Source organism: uncultured Phyllobacterium sp., from assembly GCF_902479695.1.
GTDB classification, from domain to species: domain Bacteria; phylum Pseudomonadota; class Alphaproteobacteria; order Rhizobiales; family Rhizobiaceae; genus Phyllobacterium; species Phyllobacterium calauticae.
Genome location: NZ_CABSQF010000017.1, coordinates 14,948 through 33,812 on the forward strand (window position 1 = coordinate 14,948; position 18,865 = coordinate 33,812).

Consider the following 18,865-nt stretch of genomic DNA (forward strand, 5'->3'; position numbering starts at 1 on the left):
ACACATCTTGCCCTTCTCTCGGCACTCCGTAGTCGAGAGAAGGACAGGCACATCATCCATACAAGAGATATCCGATGGCACTGGCTACAAACACGAAACGAAGGATGGTGACCGCATCGCTTGTCGCACCAGCTGTGGCTTGGCTTTTCATTTTCCTCGTGCTGCCCTTCATTGCCATGCTGGTTTTTTCCGTGGGAGAGCGCGCACCTGAAGGCGGATATCAACCGGCCTTCACATTCGCACAATTTGCCAATCTGCCATCGCGCGCCGCCGCTTTCTGGAATACGCTCTTTCTCGCGCCTGTCGGCGCCTTCATCTGCCTGATTGTCGCTTATCCGGTTGCCTACTATCTCGCAGTCAAGGCCAATCCCCGGTATCGGCTCCTGCTTGTTTCACTGGTCATTGTCCCATTCTGGACCAGCCTTTTGGTGCGCACCTACGCCTGGATGTATCTCCTCGGCTCCCGCGGCATTCCCAATCTTCTGAGCATGGTCGGTTTCGACGACGTGCGCATCCTCAACACCCATGGCGCCGTCCTTCTTGGTATCGTTTACGGCTATCTCCCGCTGATGATCATGCCCATCTATGTCAGTCTGGAAAAGCTTGATCGTCGCCTTCTCGAAGCGTCCGCTGATCTGGGTGCCAAACCGGTCTCCACTTTTTTCAGCATCACACTGCCACTCTCCCTGCCCGGGGTGATGACAGGATTGTCGCTCGTCACGATCCTGCTGCTTGGCGAGTATTTGATCCCGCAGCTTCTTGGCGGCGGCAAGGTGTTTTTCATCGGCAATGCCCTCGTCGATCTCTTCCTGCAGTCGCGCAACTGGCCATTCGGATCGGCAATCGCCGTCACACTGGTGATTTCAGTGGTTTTCGTGCTGCTCATTGCCATGCGCATTGCCTGGAAGATCGCGGGAACCAGACAAGTGGACCTCGTTTGATGCGTGCATTTATTTCGGCAGTCTATGTGTTCCTCTACGCACCGATCGCGCTTGTGGTGCTGTTTTCCTTCAATGCCGGTCGCAATGCCAGTGAATTCACCGGCTTCTCAACGATGTGGTATGGCAAGGCTCTGGGCAACACGTTTCTCGTTGCCGCACTGCAGAACAGCCTCATCATTGCCCTGACAAGCGCGACACTGGCCGCCATATTCGGCACAATGGCAGCCATCGGGATGGAGCGGTTGGGCACCCGCGCGCGGGCTGTACTTGATGGTCTGTTTGCAGCAGCTATCGTCGTGCCGGGCGTGGTGATCGGCATTGCGACACTCGTCGCATTGGTGGAAGTTTTCTCCTTTCTCAATCCGCTGCTCAACGCCATTTGGCCTGGTGCCAATCCGCCGCAGCTTGGCCTTGGCTACGGATCGATTGTCGCCGCGCACGGGCTCTTTTCGATGGCATTGGTGACCATGATCGTGAAGGCGCGTATCGCCAGTCTTGGCCGCGACATCGTTGAGGCCTCAAGCGATCTCTACGCAACGCCGCTGACCACTTTTCGATTGGTGGTGCTGCCGCAAATCCTGCCGTCGGTGCTGGCGGGCTTTCTGCTCTCGTTCACATTTTCCTTCGACGATTTCATCATCGCCTTTTTCGTCGCCGGTTCCAAAACGACTTTGCCCATCTATGTCTTCGCGTCCATTCGGCGGGGTGTTACCCCGGAGATAAATGCCATTGCCACGCTGGTTCTGGTCGCCTCACTGATGATGATCCTGATAGCCCGCATTCTGATGCGTGAGAAAAAAACAACAAACTGACACACAGGAAACCCCATGATCCTCAGAGATCGCGTTGCTATAGTCACCGGAGCCGGCTCCGGAATCGGTGAGGCCGGTGCCGCCATTCTGGCGCGCGAAGGCGCTCATGTGGTCGTCATTGATATCAATGCAGATAATGCGGAAATCGTTGTGGACCGCATTTGCAAGGCGGGCGGACACGCGGAAATTGCTGTTGTCGACGTGACCGATGATCAGGCGCTTGCGGCAAGTATATCTTCAGTGGCCGCCAGGCACGGGCGCATCGATATTTTGCACAATCATGCCGGAGCACAGATTGCCGGCAACCTCGAGCAGGTGCCGGTTGAAGGGTTCGACCGGTCCTGGAGCCTGAATGTTCGGGCGCATTTCATGGCCTCCCGTCTTGTCATGCCGGTGATGAAAGCCGCGGGCAAAGGCGTCATACTCAACACATCATCATCGTCCGGCGTCCTCTATGATCGCGAGATGATTGCATACACGACCACCAAACACGCTGTCATCGCGATGACCCGCCAAATGGCCGGCGATTACGCGCGATTTGGAATCCGCGTAAACGCGCTTTGCCCCGGTTGGGTTGACACCCCCTTCAACGAACCTTTCATCGGCCAAATGGGCGGACGCAGTGCAATAGAAGCCTATGTCCAAGAGCAGGTTCCATTGGGGCGTTGGGCAGATGTCGAGGAGATAGCCGAATCGATCCTATTTCTGGTTTCAGATCGTTCGTCCTACATTACCGGGCAAGCGCTCGTGGTGGATGGTGGAGAAACGATCTCCTGAGCGCTGGCAAATAGCGCGGGCGTGCGGCCCAGCTCGGACGTCTCTTGAAAAGGGCCGGACCATTGGGTCCGGCCAAGTTGTGAAGGCCCAAGACCTTCTCCCTGGGGTGGGGGATGTCAGCACCCAAGAGGAGTGGTGCCGACATGTCTTCAGTAATGCCCTGCTGAAGCACTTGCAACCCGATTGTCTCCAGCATTCTCACATTATGGGCCGCTTGCCAGTCCCTCGCCGCAGGTTCATTATTTAATGGGGAATCCAGCCCGTGGGATAAAGCGCGGCAGGATCGTACATCCGGGTTCCTGTGAGGTCATATCGATGAACTGCACGGGTTGCGGTTTTGACGTTCAAAGCGGTTTTGCGTTTTGCCCAAAATGTGGCGCGAAACAAGCCAGCGCGTGCCCCAACTGCGAATATCTGTGCCCACCAGACTTCGTGTTCTGCCCAAAATGCGGAGCCCAGATCGCCGATCCGCCGACAATCAGCGGCCTGCAAAGGCCGCAAGAATCGTCCCGACAAGCCCTCCGGCCCACGCTGGTAAAATCCGAAACCGGTGCGGATCGCCGTACCGTTACCGTGTTGTTTGCCGATCTCTGCGGTTTCACCACATTGAGCGAACAACTCGATCCGGAAGTCATGCAAACGCTCCAAAACGAACTTTTTGAAGAGCTGACGGCGGCGGTACAGGGCTTCGGGGGCTTTGTCGACAAATTCATCGGCGATGCGCTGCTCGCATTGTTCGGGGCACCGGTCGCACATGAAGACGACCCTGAGCGAGCGCTCCACGCGGCGCTGGACATGGTCAGCCGGGCCGCAATGGTGGGAAAACGCTGGCAAACACGCTCGCATTCGCCTCTGATTCTGCATGTTGGTATCAATACAGGTCCGGTCGTTGCCGGCGGCTTTGGTGCGGGCACCGCCAAATCCTATTCAGTGACGGGCGATACGGTGAACAGCGCGCAACGGCTGCAATCGATGGCGAAACCGGGCGAGATCCTCGTTGGGCCGCTGACCTATCGCCTCACGCGACATGCATTCTCTTATGATTCGCTTGGTGACCAGGCCCTGCGTGGCAAGGTTGGCAGCGTTCTCGTACATCGGCTGGTGGGAGCACTCGAGGAGCCCCGCACCGCACGGGGCCTTGAAACACTTGGCCTGAGTGCGCCACTGGTCGGGCGTGAAAAGGAACTTGCCCGTATGCTTGGCTGTCTTGATCTGGCAGCCGCTGGTCGAGCCCAATTGGTACGGCTGATCGGCGAGGCAGGCATTGGGAAATCACGCCTGACCGAGGAATTCCTGGCAAACACGCGTGATGATCCTCGTTTCACCAATGTCGTCGTCCGGCGAGCCATCTGTTCACCGCTCGGTGAGCCGTCATATGGCACGCTCGCTGCTGTGTTGCGCAGTGCCTATGAAATCAACGCCAATGATTCACCGGAGAAAACAAAGGATTTGCTCGCCGCCGGGCTGAGCGAACTTGGCCTTGCTGCCGGCGAAGTGAAGCAATTGATGCCGCTCCTGCTTTACGTTATCGGTCTTGGCGAATCCGATGATGTGCTGCATCAGGTTGAACCCGAGCAATTGCGCCGACAGATATTCTATGCAATCCGCACTATTTTCGAGCAGCGCCTGGCGCGTTCACCCCTGCTGCTTGTCGTCGAAGATCTCCATTGGGCTGATACCGCATCGCTCGAGGCATTGCGCTTTTTGATGGATCGTCTGGAGCGCAGCCGCTTCATGCTGCTGACAACCCATCGGCCTGCATTTGATACGGATATGCTGGATTCTAGCCGTATCAGCTTGACGGCGCTGCGCCTCCCCCCTTTGCACGCCAATGACGGTCGAAAAATGCTCAGTGCATTCTTCGGTCATGGCCCCGGCGGATTGCCAGCCGATCTGTGCAACGGCATTGTCGATCGCGCCAACGGCAATCCTCTGTTCATCGAGGAAATTGTGCGTCATTTCATTGAGGTTGGGGCCGTGCAAAGGGACAACCGGCATTGGCGGGTGGCAAACAGGGAGGCAGCTGCCGACATTCCCGTCGGCATACAGGCAATGTTGCTCGCCCGAATGGACAGGCTGCCGCCGGAAGTGCGCAGATTGGCCCAGGAGGCCGCAGTTATCGGGCCGCGTTTCGATGCAGAATTATTGAAGACCATTTCGGCGGCCCCGACAAACGTCGAAGCGGGGCTCGATCTCCTTTGTGATGCTGAAATCATTGAGGAAATCCCGGGTGCAAACCCGGTATCGGCGCCAGGCTACCGCTTCATCCAGACGCTGCTTCACGATGTGATTTACCACAATCTCCTGTTGCAACGGCGCATTGAGATGCATGAGCTCATCGGTGATACATTGGAACGATTGTATGGAGACGATCCAGAACGTCTCGAAGATCTGGCAATGTTGGGTCACCATTTCAGCCAAACCGCAGCCACGACGAAAGGTGCGCACTACCTGATGGCAGCGGGCGATCGGGCACGCAAGACATACGCCAACGATGACGCGGTCCGTCTCTATCGGCAGGCGCTGGATGCCCTGTCGAATACTGGCGACCATGGGCCGGAATCGCTGCTCTTGCGCGAACGCATTGCCGATCTCTGCGGACCCGCAGGTCGGCGCGATGTCGCCGATGAACAATACCAGACCGTCCTTAACATTCATCGCGCCAAGGGTGACCTCGCCGCTACCGCAAGAATATTGCGCAAGCTTGGGCGATTGCTTTGGGACTCCGGCAAACGCGATCAAGCAGAGACACGCTATGCCGAAGCAGCAGCGCTGCTTGAAGGGATAGATCCGCTGATCGAGCATGCGCATCTCTCGCAGGAACGCGGCCGCCTTGCATTTCGCACTGGCGACCACACGGCCGCCGTGCGGTGGGCGGACGAAGCACTGCGTTTTGTTCAAACCATGGCGCCCGAAGCCGGCGCCGAAAGTGACATCGAAACTGCTCGGGTCACGGCCGAAGCGCTGAACACCAAAGGGGTGGCGCTTGCACGACTTGGCCGGAGCCAGGAAGCGGTGAGCGAGGTGGAGCGCAGTGTCAAGGTCGCTGAAGATGCAGGCCTTCTAAGTGCCGCCTGTCGCGGCTACACCAATCTGTCGGTGCTCTATACCATGGTCAATCCGGAACGCGCGATCCGGGTGTGCCGACGCGGGCTCGGGGTGGCGCGCCGCATCGGCGATCTGGGCTTTCAGGCGCGTCTCCTTGCCAATCTTGCCGTGGCCTACTGCACCTTTACCGACCGGTGTATCAGCGAGGGCGTGCCCGCGGCCGAAAAAGCGATCGAGATCGATCGGGCGCTGGATCAGCGCGACCATCTCTCGGTTCCCCTCATCGTGCTCGGACAAATTCATCAGTGCCACGATCAACCGGAACTGGCGCGTGAGTGTTACAATGAGGCCCTCGACGTGGCACGCGAAATCGGTGAACCACAATTGCTGTTTCCGTGTTATGATGGGTTGGCGACGCTCAATCTCGACCTCGATGATTTGGCCGAGGCGGAGCGATATTTCGCCATGGCGCAAGAGGTCTGCGCACAGCATGGGCTCGACCCCGAAGCGCTTGTCGTATTGCCATTTCTCGATTAGCCGAGTGGAAGGGGATGACGCCTATGTCGGAGCCTCATATCAAAGGACCGTTACAGCCGGGCGACCGGGCACCCAATGTTGTGCTTGACGCGATTACCCGTCAGGGCAAAGTCGCAATCGATGATTTTCGTGGCCGCAAACCGGTATTGGTGGGCCTGTTTCGCGGTTTGCATTGCCCGTTCTGCCGGCGCCAAATCACAGCCATGTCGCAACTTGAAGGCGCCCTGCGTGAGAAAGGCATTGACAGTCTGACTGTGGTGAATACGCCAATCGACCGCGCCCGGCTCTATTTCAGATACCACCCATTGCCCAACCTGCTGGCCGCATCCGACCCGGAACGGATCTCGCACCGGGCATTCGGCCTGCCCAATGTTGAATTCACCGAGGCTGAAAGCGATTGGCCACACAAGATCAGCACAGAGGCCGTCACGAATATGCGCATTGAGATGCCCGGCGAATTACCCGAACCGATGAATGCGATGGCAGCGGTCGAGTTTCTCGACAAATTGGATGGATACGAATTTTCCGAAGCCGACCGCCAGATGATCGCTACCGGTGAGGGTCAGCTCGTGGGAGAATTTCTGCTCGATCGTGACGGTATCGTGCGCTGGAGCTTTACCGAAGTACCCGAAGGTGGCCGTTACATGTTTGGGGTGCCGGCACCGCAGGAACTCATGTCCGCCGCTTCGCAGATCGCTGGGTAGAGCGACGCAGTTCTGCCTGCAAGGCAGGCCCAGCGCCGGATGAACTGTCAAATATCCGTTGGAGAACAAAGAACAAAATAAGACAATAAACAGGAGGAGAAAATGACGGACGTTAAATGGACTCTCGTGGGCCGTGAATTCGTACACTGCAACTGCGCCTATGGTTGCCCCTGTCAGTTCAACGCTTTGCCTACCCAGGGAGATTGCTGCGCGGTTGCAGCCCTTGCGATCGAAGAAGGCCATCACGGAACCACCAAACTGGACGGGTTGAAATGCGCCATGATCGTGGCCTGGCCAGGAGCGATCCATGAGGGTAAGGGCCAAGCCGTGCCGATCGTCGACGAGCGCGCTTCGGCGGAGCAACGGGAAGCGCTGTTGCGCATCATGAGCGGATTGGATACCGATCCCGGCGCGACTTTCTTCCAGGTGTTTTCGACGACGTTCGAGAAAGTCCACGACCCGGTTTTTGCAAAAATAGATTTTGAAGTGGATGTGAATGGCCGTGCGGCGCACTTGAACGTTCCGGGATGGATCGAGGCTCGCGGCGAGCCGATCCTCAACCCTGTCACGGGCCAGACCCATCGGGCGCGCATCAATCTGCCAAACGGTTTTGAGTATGACACATGCGAAGTCGGGCGCGGATGGGCAGAGACGCAAGGTCCCCTGAAGCTGTCCATTCCCAACTCTCATGCGCAGTTCGCCAGACTGCACCTGACCCAGAGTGGTGTCGTACATTGAATGCCACGGGCGCCACAGCGCTCGAAGCGGTACTTCGACGCGATCGATTGATCGTCGCCGCATCCCTTGCCGTGCTCACGATGATCGCCTGGGCCTATATTCTCTGGCTCGCGCGCAGCATGAACAGTGATGGCATGGCAATGCAGGGCATGGACGACGCTTCCTTCGATGTGATGATGATGTCCGGGTTTCGGTCGTGGACTACGACCGAATTTGCCGTCACGATGTTGATGTGGGTGGTCATGATGATCGGCATGATGACCCCCTCCGCCGCACCGATGATTTTGCTCTATGCGCGGGTTGGCCGTCACGGCGAGGTGCAGGGCAAGCCATTGGCTGCAACGGGATTTTTCGTTGCCGGCTATTTTCTGGCTTGGACGGCTTTCGCCTGTGCGGCGACCCTTGGTCAATGGGCACTGGAGAGCACTTTGCTGCTCACCCCCATGATGACGAGCGCGAGCGGAATTTTCAGCGGAGTTACGCTCATCGCAGTCGGGCTGTTTCAATGGACGCCCCTGAAGGATGTTTGCCTCCGACAGTGCCAGGCACCCGTCATGTTCATTCATCTGCACGGCGGGTTCCGGCGTGATCCGTTGGGCTCCATTGCCCTTGGATTTCGCCACGGCATCTATTGCATTGGATGCTGCTGGGCGCTGATGGGCTTGCTCTTCATCGGCGGGGTGATGAATGTCCTGTGGATTGCGGCCGTCGCAATCTTTGTCCTTGCCGAAAAGCTTGTGGCAAGGGGACGATGGTTTTCCCGCCTATCCGGCGTCGGGTTGTGCCTGACTGGGTTGTGGTTGCTGGGAGCAACGATCCTCTGACTTGTCCGGCGCAATGGGCTATTGGAAAATGCATTCTTGCTCGAAACCGGCTCTCAACCGTAGGTAAGCGACCAGCCTGGAGCCCGCAGCCAGCAGAGTTCAGTTGGTATGTCGTCGGTGCGATAGAGGCGAGCGACCCGCTTATAGTCGCCGCTCTCAAAGGCTCTCGCGAGCGCTTTTTCTGATGCTGCATCGCGCATCCCCTCGCATGGGAAGATCGCCACCGGTGATATCCACCTGGCCCAAAACGTCTCTGCTTCGCGCGTTATCAGAAAGACGGCACCGTGGAGTTGTATTTTGCTCCAATCGCTACTGAAACCCTTTTCGGTCGTGAGCGGAAGGATCAGCCTTCCGCCTTCCTTGAGGCGGTCGAGCCAGATATCTGCGGGTTTGGTAGCGCCCGCGTTGACATAGATCAGGTCGGCGGATTCGAAGTCAACTTTGCCTCCATCGCCCTGTATCACGCAAACGTTCGAATACCCGGCAAGGTTTGCGCGGGCCCTTTCAGCAAGTTCCGGGTCATATTCAATCGCGGTCACCTTGCCGGATGGACCAACGAGTTGCGCCATAATCGCAGAATAATAGCCAACGCCCGCGCCCACATGCACGATGTGTTCGCCTTCCCGCGACGCGCTCTGTGAAAGAAGGAAAGCATGCAGCGAGGGTTGCCCGTTGTTGATATGCCGTTCAGGCAGAATTCCAACAAGACTGTCGGTGTAGAGATAAACCGGATCGGCGGTGGGCGTTGGAGTATAGGCTTCCTGCCAACGTAGGACGGGCCACGGTCCCGGCCCCAGATAATCCTCTCGCGGCACGGTCGCAAATGCGTCCTCTACGGGTTCGTCCGCGATCCCTGCAGCAGCTGCGATCTGCATCGCATAGGCGCGCCGTACTATCTTCAGTTCGTCAGGTGTCATGAGCAAAATACCCCGTTGATTGGAAGAGTAATCCTAACGAGCAACATTCCCAAACCCAATGACGTTGCGTGAGTTAGACTTTGGCCTTGATACAACTGTTTCGGCAGATCGACGCCCATGTCGTCGATCTGTTTATCAATCAACAGCCAGCATATCAATTCGATGAAAAATAATGTGGTTTCCGTAGCTTGCAATCCATTTGAGATGATGGAAGTCTTTAAAAAAACACAAGCATGACGGGAACCGTGCTTCATGACTCCACCAAAACTGGTCGCTGCAGACAGCATTTTGCACAATGGTAACATCTGGTGCGGATACGAAGAAGGCGCCGTTGAAGCGCTGGCCATATGGCAAGGCAAGATCCTTGCAACAGGCTCATCCGCTGAAATGCTGGAACTGCAAGGCACGCACACGAAGCTCGTCGATCTCCACGGAGCATTCGCAACGCCCGGCCTTAACGATGCGCATCTGCATTTGATTTCTACCGGCTTGACACTCCAATGGATCGATGCAACGCCGGCTAAGCTTCCGACACTTGACGCTCTGCTTGGCGCAATCGGAGCCAAAGCTGCCAGCCTTCCCAAGGGCGAATGGATTCTGGCGCGCGGCTATGACCAGACCAAGCTGGATACGGGCCGCCACCCCTTGAAATCGGAGCTGGATCAGGTGGCGCCCGACCATCCGGTCATGCTGACGCGGGCCTGTGGTCATGTTTCAATCTTCAATTCCGTAGCTTTCGCCAAGGCGGGTGTCGACGAAGCCTATGCCGCTCCGTCGGGAGGCATGATCGAACAGAAAAATGGTGCCTTGACCGGTATGGTCGCTGAAAATGCCCAGGACGTTCTGCGTGCTGCCATTCCAGATCCCGATGAAAACCAATTGATCGAAGCGATCGAAACAGCCGGGAAAATGCTGCTCTCCTATGGCATCACATCGGTCATGGATGCTGCGGTGGGGCACGTTGCCGGCTTCAACGAAATTCGCGCCTATCAGATTGCGCGGCGCGATGATCGGCTACCGGTTCGCAGCTGGCTGGTTTTGCTTGGCGACCCCGGCAAATCGATCGTGCCCGACTGTTATCGCGCCGGGCTTGTCTCGGGGGTTGGCGATGACATGCTGACCATTGGCGCCGTCAAGATTTTCCTGGACGGTTCCGCGGGCGGGCGTACGGCCTGGATGTCCAAACCCTATCTCGGGGACGATAACAATATCGGCATTCAGATGCTGCCAGATGCTGAACTACAGGATCTTGTCATGGATACCCACAACAAGGGTTACCAACTTGCCTGCCATGCCATCGGCGATCAGGCCATAGAACAGCTGATTACAGCTTATGAAAAGGCGCTTGCTGCCACACCTGATCCAAACCGTCGACATCGGATCGAACATTGCGGATTTTCAACCTCCTCACAGCATGATCGCATGCAGAACGCAGGCATCTATCCCTGCCCCCAGCAGGTTTTCATCTATGATTTCGGTGATGCCTATATTTCGGTTCTGGGTGTTGAACGCAGCCACTCCAGCTATCCGTTGAAGACGTGGGCCAATCTCGGTTTCAAGCCTGCCACAGGCAGCGACAGCCCGGTCTGTCATCCCGACCCGTTTCCGAATTTGTACACGATGCTGACGCGCAAAACCTGGAAAGGGACGGTGATGGATGCAGCACAATCCGTTTCCATCGAAGATGCGCTGCGCGTTTATACCGAATATGGGGCTTTCTCCCAAAAACAGGAACACATCAAGGGTCGTTTGGTACCCGGGCAGGTTGCTGATATCGCGATCTTCTCACGCAATCTGTTGACCGCGACACCGGAAGAAATCCTGCACGAAACCCAGTGCAATATGACCTTGAGAGGCGGGGAAATCGTTTTCACGCGAGATTAGAACCTACCAATGCCGTGCATAATCATAACAGGGGGAAACACTCAATGTACAAACGGTTCGTGCTCCAATCAACTCTGGCTGCCGTGCTGCTTGCCGGTGTGGCGATGTCAGCATCCGCGGAAGAACCACGCAAAGGCGGCACGATTAATTTCGTTGCTCCCTATGGTTCAAGCTTTGGCACGCTTGATAACCAGGCGAGCCCGGCAACACAGGATGAGTTTGTCACCAAGGCCATTCACAGACGACTTTATGCATGGGACGGCAATGCCAACAAGCCGGTGCTGGATCTGGCAACCGATGTCAGTGCTTCGGCTGATCGTCTGACTTACACGTTCAAGCTGCGTCAGGACGCATTTTTCCACAATGACAAGAAGATGACTGCCGATGATATCATCGACAGCTACAAGCGCATCATGACGCCCGGCAAGGCCTATACGGGCGCGCGGTACATCGGCGCAATCAAGGGTGCAAGTGACTATTCCGACGGCAAGGCAAAGGATATTGCCGGCTTGAAGAAGATCGACGATTTCACGCTGGAAATCACCTTCAATGAACCCGTCAATCCGGCGTTCCAGCTCATGCAGCCAAGCACGGTGATCTATCCGTCAGGTGAAGCCGACAAGGACAGTTTCAAGAGCCATCCGATCGGCCTTGGACCTTATAAGTTCGCCGAATATATTCCGGGCTCACGTCTGACCGTTGAAAAATGGGACAAGTTCTACGGAACTGACAAGCCTCATGCCGATAGGATCAACATCATGATCATGGGCGAAGCCTCGGCGCGCGACGTCGCTTTCCGCAACAAGGAGGTCGATGTCTCCGTGCTCGGACCGGCGCAGTATGTTGCCTATAAGAATGATCCGGAACTGTCGAAGAATATCTTGGAAGTGGCCGAGGTCTATACGCGCCTCGTCGGCTTCAACGTGGATTTCAAGCCGTTTCAGGATAAGCGGGTCCGCCAGGCGATCAACTATGCGATCGATTCCGATCTGATCATCAAGCGTCTGGGTAAGGATAAGGCCTATCGCGCAGTGAGCTGGTTGCCGCTTTCCTCACCCGCCTTCGATAAAGCCGCCAAACCCTATCCTTATGATCCCGAGAAAGCCAAGGCGCTTTTGAAGGAAGCCGGCTATCCCGATGGATTTGAGTTTGAACTGACAGCCACCCAGAATGAAAGCTGGGGTTTGACCATCGTCGAAGCGATTATTCCGATGCTCGACAAAGTCGGCATCAAAGTCAAAGCCAAACCGGTTGAAGCAGCTGTTTTGTCCGAGGTGGTCCCAGCCGGTGATTTCCAGTCCTTCATGTGGTCCCTGGAAAGCGGTCCTGATCCAATGACGGCAATGCAGTGCTTCTATTCAAAGACCTCACAGTCAGCCTGCAATTATTACAAGTTCAACAACAAGGACTTTGACAAACTGTATGAGGCAGCATTGAGCGCGCCGACGGAAGAGCAGAAGAATGATCTTTTGCGCCAGGCGAATAATCTGCTGCAGGATGAGGCCCCCGGCTGGTTCTTCAATTACAACAAGGCGGTAATGGCCTATCAGCCCTGGCTGCATGGTTTGCAGCCAAACTCGGCGGAGCTTGCCATCCAGTCTTATGAACAACTCTGGGTAGACGACGGCGCCCCATCGGGCCGCTGAAGCAACGGTACCTGCCCGCCGTCAACGACATGACGGCGGGTCAGCCTTTTCATCTCGCGTGAAGCGCTGTGCACGCATCCTCATCTCCCAACATCAAGCGGCGTGAGGGGCGTATCGGGGCCACTATACCGGCCAAGGCAGACGCGACCGCCATCCGAACGAAAGGACATGTATCCGTTGCTTCGATTTATCATTCGGCGAGTTCTGCAGATGATACCGACCATTCTGGCGGTATCTTTGCTGATCTTTGTGATTTTCAGCGTGATACCGGGCAGCTTCACATCAAGCCTGATCGCTGATGGCAAGGGGCGCAATGATCCGAAAGTCGTCGAACAGATGAACAAGGAATTCGGACTGGACAAGCCCGTCTATCAGCGGTTCGGTAGCTACGTCGTCAATCTCGTGCAACTCGATCTCGGACAGTCTTTCCGAACGCGCCAACCCGTCACGCATATGTTGCTGGAACGGGCATGGCCAACCATGAAACTGGCCATCGCTGCAATGGCGATCGCCATCCTCATTGGCGTGCCGCTTGGGTTCGTCGCGGCGCTCAAACCCGGGAGCCTTCTGGACACGGCCACGATGATTGCAGCCGTTTCGGGCCTGTCGCTACCGCAGTTCTGGTTGGGGCTGCTGGCTATGTATGTCTTTGCACTCACATTGGGCTGGCTGCCGAGTTTCGGTTATGGCGATGGTGGAATACGCAATCTGATCCTGCCGGCCGTGACGCTCAGCGTGGCGCCCCTGGCGCTGCTTGCCCGGACCACGCGGGCGGCGGTTCTCGACGTGATGAGCGCGGACTTCATTCGCACCGCCCGCTCGAAGGGCATGAATGCCTATCGTCTCGTCACATGGCATCTGATGCGCAATGCGCTCGTGTTGATCATCACCACGGTTGGACTGCAATTCGGCTCTTTGATGGGACAGGCCGTGGTGATCGAGAAACTTTTCTCATGGCCTGGCCTTGGTTCCCTTCTCGTCGACAGTGTTTCCATGCGGGATATACCCGTGGTGCAGGGTGCCATCCTCATGATTGTATTGTGGTTTTTGATCATCAATACGGTTGTCGATGTTCTTTACGCGGTCATCGACCCGCGTATCAGCCACGGGTGACGGATATGCGACTGCGTTTCAACCTCCTCTTCGGTGGCGCCATCTGCCTGATTATCCTGACGCTGGGCGTGTTTGCACCTTTGTTCGTGCATCACGATCCGATCCTTGATGCCAATTTGATGAATGCGGAATTGCCCCCGAATGCCGATTTCTGGTTCGGAACCGACTCGCAAGGCCGCGATGTGTTCAGCAGGGTTCTTTATGGGTCCCGTGTATCGCTGACGGTCGGTGTCGTTTCGCAGCTGATCAACAGCTGCATAGGCCTGCTGTTTGGCATATCCGCTGGCTATATCGGCGGCAGATGGGATGAATTCGTCAGCGGGCTTACCAATGTGATGCTGTCGATCCCCTCACTGATTTTTGCGCTGGCGATTATGGCCATTCTCGGTCCTGGCCTCGGCAGTTTGCTGATCGCACTTGGACTGACCAACTGGTCATGGACCTGCCGGATTGCACGCTCGTCAGCGCTGTCGCTGAAGAGCCAGGGCTATGTGCAAGCTGCCAAAACGCTTGGCTATAGTGATATCCGCATCATGATCACACAGATCCTGCCCAATATGATCGGCCCCATCCTCGTGATCGGGACGCTTGGCATGGGTGATGCCATTCTTGCCGAAGCAGCGCTTTCCTATCTGGGACTCGGCATCAGACCGCCCTTCCCCAGTTGGGGCAGCATGCTGACGGATGCACGCGAATTGATCGCCGTCGCACCCTGGGCAGCCATATTCCCGGGGATCGCTATATTTTTGACCGTGCTCGGCCTCAATCTGTTTGGAGATGGTCTGCGCGACTACCTCGATCCGCATATGAGGACACGCAAGGCATGAGCGCTCCCCCTTTGCTTGAGGTCAGGAATCTGCATATTGATATGCGTTCTGGACAAGAACGACTGAATGTCGTTGAAAACGTTTCTTTTTCGATCGGTGCCGGCGAGACATTCGGACTTGTCGGCGAAAGCGGATGTGGCAAGAGTATAACCGCTTTGTCGCTGATAGGTCTTCTCAACAGGCCGCTTGCAGTTGGACAGGGTGAAATCCTGTTCAAGGGCCAGAACCTTCTGAAGATGAACGGCAGCGAGCTGCGCAGACTGCGCGGCAATCGAATCTCCATGATTTTTCAGGAGCCGATGACCGCGCTCAATCCACTGGCGACCGTCGGACGGCAGATTGCCGAAATGTTCGTCTTGCATCAGGGTTCGACCTGGCACGAGGCAGAACGCAAGGCGATCGCCGCACTGGCACAGGTTCAAGTGCCAGCTCCTGACAAGCGCATCAAGAACTATCCGCACCAGATGTCAGGCGGCATGCGCCAGCGCGTGATGATTGCAATTGCATTGGCCTGCCATCCCGACCTGCTGATTGCCGACGAACCCACGACCGCGCTCGACGTCACCGTTCAGGCGGAAATTCTCAAACTGATGCAGGAACTCTGCGATCAACGCGGTACATCAGTTCTGATGATCAGTCACGACCTGGGCGTTATCGCGAAAATGTGCCAGCGTGTTGGCATCATGTATGCGGGCCATCTCGTTGAAGAACGGGCAGTCGCCGATCTCTTCCGCCATCCGGCTCACCCTTACACGCATGGCCTGCTCGCTTCACTACCGGTGTTGGGGCAGCGCAAACTGAACGAGCGCAAACCTTTGCAGGAAATCGAAGGAATCGTGCCATCGATTGCCGCTTTTCCAACCGGTTGCCGTTTTGAACCACGCTGTACGCGCGCCTCGCCAATCTGCCGCGACGCAGTGCCGGGCCCATCCGTTCTCGGGGACGATAGCTTTGTGAGGTGTTACCATCATGGCTGATCAAACCCAACCTCTGTTGCAAATTGAAAATCTGAGCGTGTGCTTCCCGGTTTCAGCGGGATTGTTCCGTCATTCGCATCAAGCTGTGCGGGCAATCAATAATCTCAGCCTCAGCCTTCACAAGAACCAATGCCTGTCCATTGTCGGTGAATCGGGCTGCGGCAAATCTACCCTGGCACTGACAATACTGGGTTTGCAGCACCCCACGCATGGCAGCATTTCCTTTGATGGAAAGCCTATCACCGGCGCTGCCCAGCCGGGACGCATGCAACGCGCACGCATGGCTCAAATGGTGTTTCAAGACCCCTATGCGTCGCTCAATCCACGCCAGACAATTCACGCAGCCCTTGCTGGGCCGCTGAGGCTGCATGGGTTGCGCAACAAAGGTGAAGTCGAAGACCGTATTGCGACGACCCTGAAAATGGTGGGATTGAAACCGGAGCAGGCGAAGCGCTATCCGCATGAATTTTCGGGCGGTCAACGTCAGCGCATCGGGATTGCCCGCGCATTGATCCTCGACCCGAAAGTCATTGTTCTGGATGAGCCGGTTTCCGCGCTTGACGTGTCCATCAGGGCGCAGATTATCAATCTGCTTTTGGACCTTAAAGAACGGCTGGACCTGTCTTACATCATGATCAGTCATGACCTGAGTGTTGTTGAACATATGAGTGACCGGGTCGCCGTGATGTATTTTGGCCAGATCGTTGAGGAAGGTCCGTGGCAAAGCATTTTCGCCAATCCGGTCCATCCCTATACGCGCCGCCTGCTCGCAGCCATTCCGGATCCGTTCACGATCATCCGCCAGGAGGACATGACCCGCAAGGACATGCAGCCGCCGCCCCTGTCAGGCTTTTCCTATTACCCCGAGGAAATCGGCACACATGACGTCTATCAGTCACCGCCCCCCACGGAATTCCTCACGGTTGGGGACGATCACAAGGTTCGCTTCATAGCCAGATAACCGGACCAAAACGCTTGGCATGCCAGATCGGTCGAGCCGATGATCGGCACACCTTTCTGTTCGCGCGGCAACACATAGCCGCAAAGCGGCTGGCCGACACGTTGATAGTCAGTTTCGATATCTTCCCGCGACAGCGTGGTCTGAATTCTTTGCCAGTTACGCAACGGTACGGCCGCGCGGATGTCCAAGCATTGCAGCCCTTTCATCATCTGTCAGGGAATAAATGAAGTTATCGCAGGCGTGACGAAGTGCGGCCCAAAGCGGGTCGAGCAGCGATATCATTTCACCGGCTTTGGGAAAATCGCTCTCACACACGTAATGCGACTGGACGACATGGCGCGCGCCCATCGACTGAAACACCGGGCGCAGACCGTAATCAAGCGCCAGGACATGGGCGAGGCTGCCGCCGGTGCCAAGCGGCAGGATAACCTTTCCAGCCAGTGCAAACTGCGGGAGCACGTCCAGGCCCGCTTTCAACAGACCCGAAAACGATGCCTTGTAGATTGGCGTAGCGATGATCAGACCATGCGCAGCGGCAACCTTTTCCAGGAAAGACGCCACCGACGGAGCCTGGACGTCGGCTGACAGCAAAGCGCCGGGATCGAGATGCCGCAGAACGACGTGTTCCGTCTCGATTTTCTGTCCGCGCAATTCGTCCAGGACCGCCTCGACGACCCTTGCAGTCTTGGACGTGGCGGAAAGGCTTGCGGATATCGCCAGAACTTTCCGGCTGCTCATGGTCGAACTCCGCCTTTTGCGGCCCGAATGGGATCTGGCTCGCCTGCGATTGCTTCGCGACGAGCAGCAAATGCATTCTGCGGACGCGCGAGCCCCAGACGGTCGCGCAAGGTGCCGGGCTCGTACTCGGTTCTGAATAAGCCGCGCCTTTGCAATTCCGGCACCACGGTCTGCATGAAATTCAGCCAATCCTCCGGCAGCAGCGGAAACATCAGGTTATACCCGTCGGCCGCTCCCGAGACGAACCAGGCCTCCAGCTGATCGGCGACTTGCGAATGGGTCCCCGCAACGAGCGGAACCGAGCCGGTATTGGCGATCTTGCGGGCGAGCTGGCGTATGGAAAGGCCCTTGTTCGCGTCGTCCTTGACGAGCGCGAGCCAGGTGCGCCAGCCATTGAACGTGCCCTCGTCAGGCAGATCCGGTATTGGCCCATCGAGCGGATAGAGGGACAAATCCACCCCTGCCCAACTGGAAAGGAGATCGACGGCGACTTCATCGAGCATCAATGTCTCGAGATAGTCCTGTTTTTCCTGCGCCTCGGATGCTGAGGCGCCGACGATTGGCAGGATACCCGGCAGAAGCTTCAGGCTTTCCGGCGAGCGCCCGTGTTTCGCCAGGCGGTTGTTGATGTCCGCGCGATAGCTTAGTCCTTCCGCCTCGCTGCGAATGATGGCAAAATGCACGTCCGCATGCGCCGCGGCCAGGTTCCTGCCCGCATCGGACGACCCGGCCTGGACGATCACCGGATGGCCCTGCGGCGGTCGCGGCACGTTGAGCGGCCCTTTTACCTTGAAATGCTTTCCCCGATGGTCGAGATAATGGACGTATTCGCGATGGGCAAAGAGGCCGGTTGCCTTGTCGATGACAAGCGCGTCGTCTTCCCAGCTGTCCCACAAGGCTTTGGCCACATCAAGGAACTCGGCGGCACGCTCATAGCGAACCGCATGTTCGATATTGGCATCGAGGCCAAAGTTGGCGGCCTCTTCTTCCAGCGCCGATGTCACCACGTTCCATGCGACCCGGCCCCTGCTGATATGGTCCATCGAAGCAAACATGCGGGCGGTGTTGAATGGCTCGTTATAGGAACTCGACGCTGTCACCATGAAGCCGATGTCCTTGGTGACAGCAGATAGAGCCGATACCAGCGATAAAGGTTCCAGTCTGGGATTGGCATAATGCGCCAGCCCGCTGCCATAGGTATCCCAGACGCCGAGATGGTCGGCGATGAAGATCGTATCAAGCTTGGCCCGCTCCGCTGCTTCGACCAATCGGCGGTAATAATCCAGATCGAGAAACTCGCGGCCGGGTGCACGCGGATGCCGCCATGACAAGCGATGATCTCCCTGGGGATTGAAGAAGAAGGCAGCTAAAATCATCTGTCGGCGCGGCATGGCGGGCCTTCCTTTGGCAGGTGTTTCGTT

At 56.8% G+C, this 18,865-nt stretch carries 17 protein-coding genes; 13 read left to right on the plus strand and 4 right to left on the minus strand.

What is annotated here, in order from left to right:
• Nucleotides 1-74 precede the first annotated feature (74 nt).
• The 7 genes from RDL77_RS12225 (at nt 75) to RDL77_RS12255 (ending at nt 8,381) form a co-directional block, all read left to right on the plus strand.
• Nucleotides 75-941: an ABC transporter permease gene (locus tag RDL77_RS12225; protein WP_223614415.1), complete on the plus strand. Its 867-nt coding sequence runs from the start codon at nt 75-77 to the stop codon at nt 939-941.
• The gene (locus RDL77_RS12230; RefSeq protein WP_288193013.1) at nt 941-1,753 is read left to right on the plus strand and encodes an ABC transporter permease; all 813 of its coding nucleotides are present in this window, start codon (nt 941-943) and stop codon (nt 1,751-1,753) included. Before RDL77_RS12225 ends, RDL77_RS12230 begins: the two co-directional genes overlap by 1 nt.
• A gap of 15 nt (nt 1,754-1,768) precedes the next feature.
• On the plus strand, nt 1,769-2,530 hold the full coding sequence (locus RDL77_RS12235) for an SDR family NAD(P)-dependent oxidoreductase (RefSeq protein WP_288193015.1): 762 nt from the start codon (nt 1,769-1,771) through the stop codon (nt 2,528-2,530).
• Between the two features lie 315 nt (nt 2,531-2,845).
• Nucleotides 2,846-6,115 carry an adenylate/guanylate cyclase domain-containing protein gene (locus RDL77_RS12240; RefSeq protein WP_288193108.1) on the plus strand — a complete coding sequence of 1,090 codons (3,270 nt, stop codon included), beginning with the start codon at nt 2,846-2,848 and terminating at the stop codon, nt 6,113-6,115.
• A gap of 23 nt (nt 6,116-6,138) precedes the next feature.
• Nucleotides 6,139-6,819: a peroxiredoxin-like family protein gene (locus tag RDL77_RS12245; protein ID WP_223614420.1), complete on the plus strand. Its 681-nt coding sequence runs from the start codon at nt 6,139-6,141 to the stop codon at nt 6,817-6,819.
• A 102-nt stretch (nt 6,820-6,921) separates the two neighbouring features.
• Nucleotides 6,922-7,557 (plus strand): DUF1326 domain-containing protein, encoded by a 636-nt coding sequence (locus RDL77_RS12250; protein ID WP_223614422.1) that lies wholly within the window; start codon nt 6,922-6,924, stop codon nt 7,555-7,557.
• On the plus strand, nt 7,554-8,381 hold the full coding sequence (locus tag RDL77_RS12255; protein WP_288193019.1) for a DUF2182 domain-containing protein: 828 nt from the start codon (nt 7,554-7,556) through the stop codon (nt 8,379-8,381). Before RDL77_RS12250 ends, RDL77_RS12255 begins: the two co-directional genes overlap by 4 nt.
• A gap of 53 nt (nt 8,382-8,434) precedes the next feature.
• Here the strand turns inward: RDL77_RS12255 and RDL77_RS12260 are convergent, their stop codons facing one another.
• Nucleotides 8,435-9,298 (minus strand): protein-L-isoaspartate O-methyltransferase, encoded by an 864-nt coding sequence (locus RDL77_RS12260; protein ID WP_288193020.1) that lies wholly within the window; start codon nt 9,296-9,298, stop codon nt 8,435-8,437.
• 252 nt (nt 9,299-9,550) lie between these two features.
• Here RDL77_RS12260 and RDL77_RS12265 point away from each other — a divergent pair, with 252 nt between their 5' ends.
• The 6 genes from RDL77_RS12265 (at nt 9,551) to RDL77_RS12290 (ending at nt 16,706) form a co-directional block, all read left to right on the plus strand.
• Nucleotides 9,551-11,182, plus strand: a complete 1,632-nt coding sequence (locus RDL77_RS12265) for an amidohydrolase (RefSeq protein ID WP_288193021.1) — start codon at nt 9,551-9,553, stop codon at nt 11,180-11,182.
• Nucleotides 11,183-11,226: 44 nt separating this feature from the next.
• Nucleotides 11,227-12,828 carry an ABC transporter substrate-binding protein gene (locus tag RDL77_RS12270; protein ID WP_288193023.1) on the plus strand — a complete coding sequence of 534 codons (1,602 nt, stop codon included), beginning with the start codon at nt 11,227-11,229 and terminating at the stop codon, nt 12,826-12,828.
• A gap of 177 nt (nt 12,829-13,005) precedes the next feature.
• Nucleotides 13,006-13,941 (plus strand): ABC transporter permease, encoded by a 936-nt coding sequence (locus RDL77_RS12275; protein WP_288193024.1) that lies wholly within the window; start codon nt 13,006-13,008, stop codon nt 13,939-13,941.
• 5 nt (nt 13,942-13,946) lie between these two features.
• The gene (locus tag RDL77_RS12280; RefSeq protein ID WP_288193025.1) at nt 13,947-14,768 is read left to right on the plus strand and encodes an ABC transporter permease; all 822 of its coding nucleotides are present in this window, start codon (nt 13,947-13,949) and stop codon (nt 14,766-14,768) included.
• Nucleotides 14,765-15,745 carry an ABC transporter ATP-binding protein gene (locus RDL77_RS12285; RefSeq protein ID WP_288193026.1) on the plus strand — a complete coding sequence of 327 codons (981 nt, stop codon included), beginning with the start codon at nt 14,765-14,767 and terminating at the stop codon, nt 15,743-15,745. The genes RDL77_RS12280 and RDL77_RS12285 overlap by 4 nt, the downstream gene beginning before the upstream one ends.
• On the plus strand, nt 15,738-16,706 hold the full coding sequence (locus RDL77_RS12290; protein ID WP_288193028.1) for an ABC transporter ATP-binding protein: 969 nt from the start codon (nt 15,738-15,740) through the stop codon (nt 16,704-16,706). Before RDL77_RS12285 ends, RDL77_RS12290 begins: the two co-directional genes overlap by 8 nt.
• On the opposite strand, the gene RDL77_RS12295 is transcribed toward RDL77_RS12290, so the two are convergent.
• Genes RDL77_RS12295 through RDL77_RS12305 form a run of 3 tightly spaced genes read right to left on the minus strand, consistent with a single transcriptional unit; the run spans nt 16,679 to nt 18,835 of the window.
• Nucleotides 16,679-16,894 (minus strand): hypothetical protein, encoded by a 216-nt coding sequence (locus RDL77_RS12295; RefSeq protein WP_288193029.1) that lies wholly within the window; start codon nt 16,892-16,894, stop codon nt 16,679-16,681. The genes RDL77_RS12290 and RDL77_RS12295 overlap by 28 nt on opposite strands.
• A complete protein-coding gene (ssuE, locus tag RDL77_RS12300; protein ID WP_288193030.1) occupies nt 16,863-17,444 on the minus strand; it encodes an NADPH-dependent FMN reductase in 582 nt (193 codons plus the stop codon). The genes RDL77_RS12295 and ssuE overlap by 32 nt, the downstream gene beginning before the upstream one ends.
• The gene (locus RDL77_RS12305) at nt 17,441-18,835 is read right to left on the minus strand and encodes an LLM class flavin-dependent oxidoreductase (RefSeq protein WP_288193031.1); all 1,395 of its coding nucleotides are present in this window, start codon (nt 18,833-18,835) and stop codon (nt 17,441-17,443) included. Before RDL77_RS12305 ends, ssuE begins: the two co-directional genes overlap by 4 nt.
• Nucleotides 18,836-18,865 lie beyond the last annotated feature (30 nt).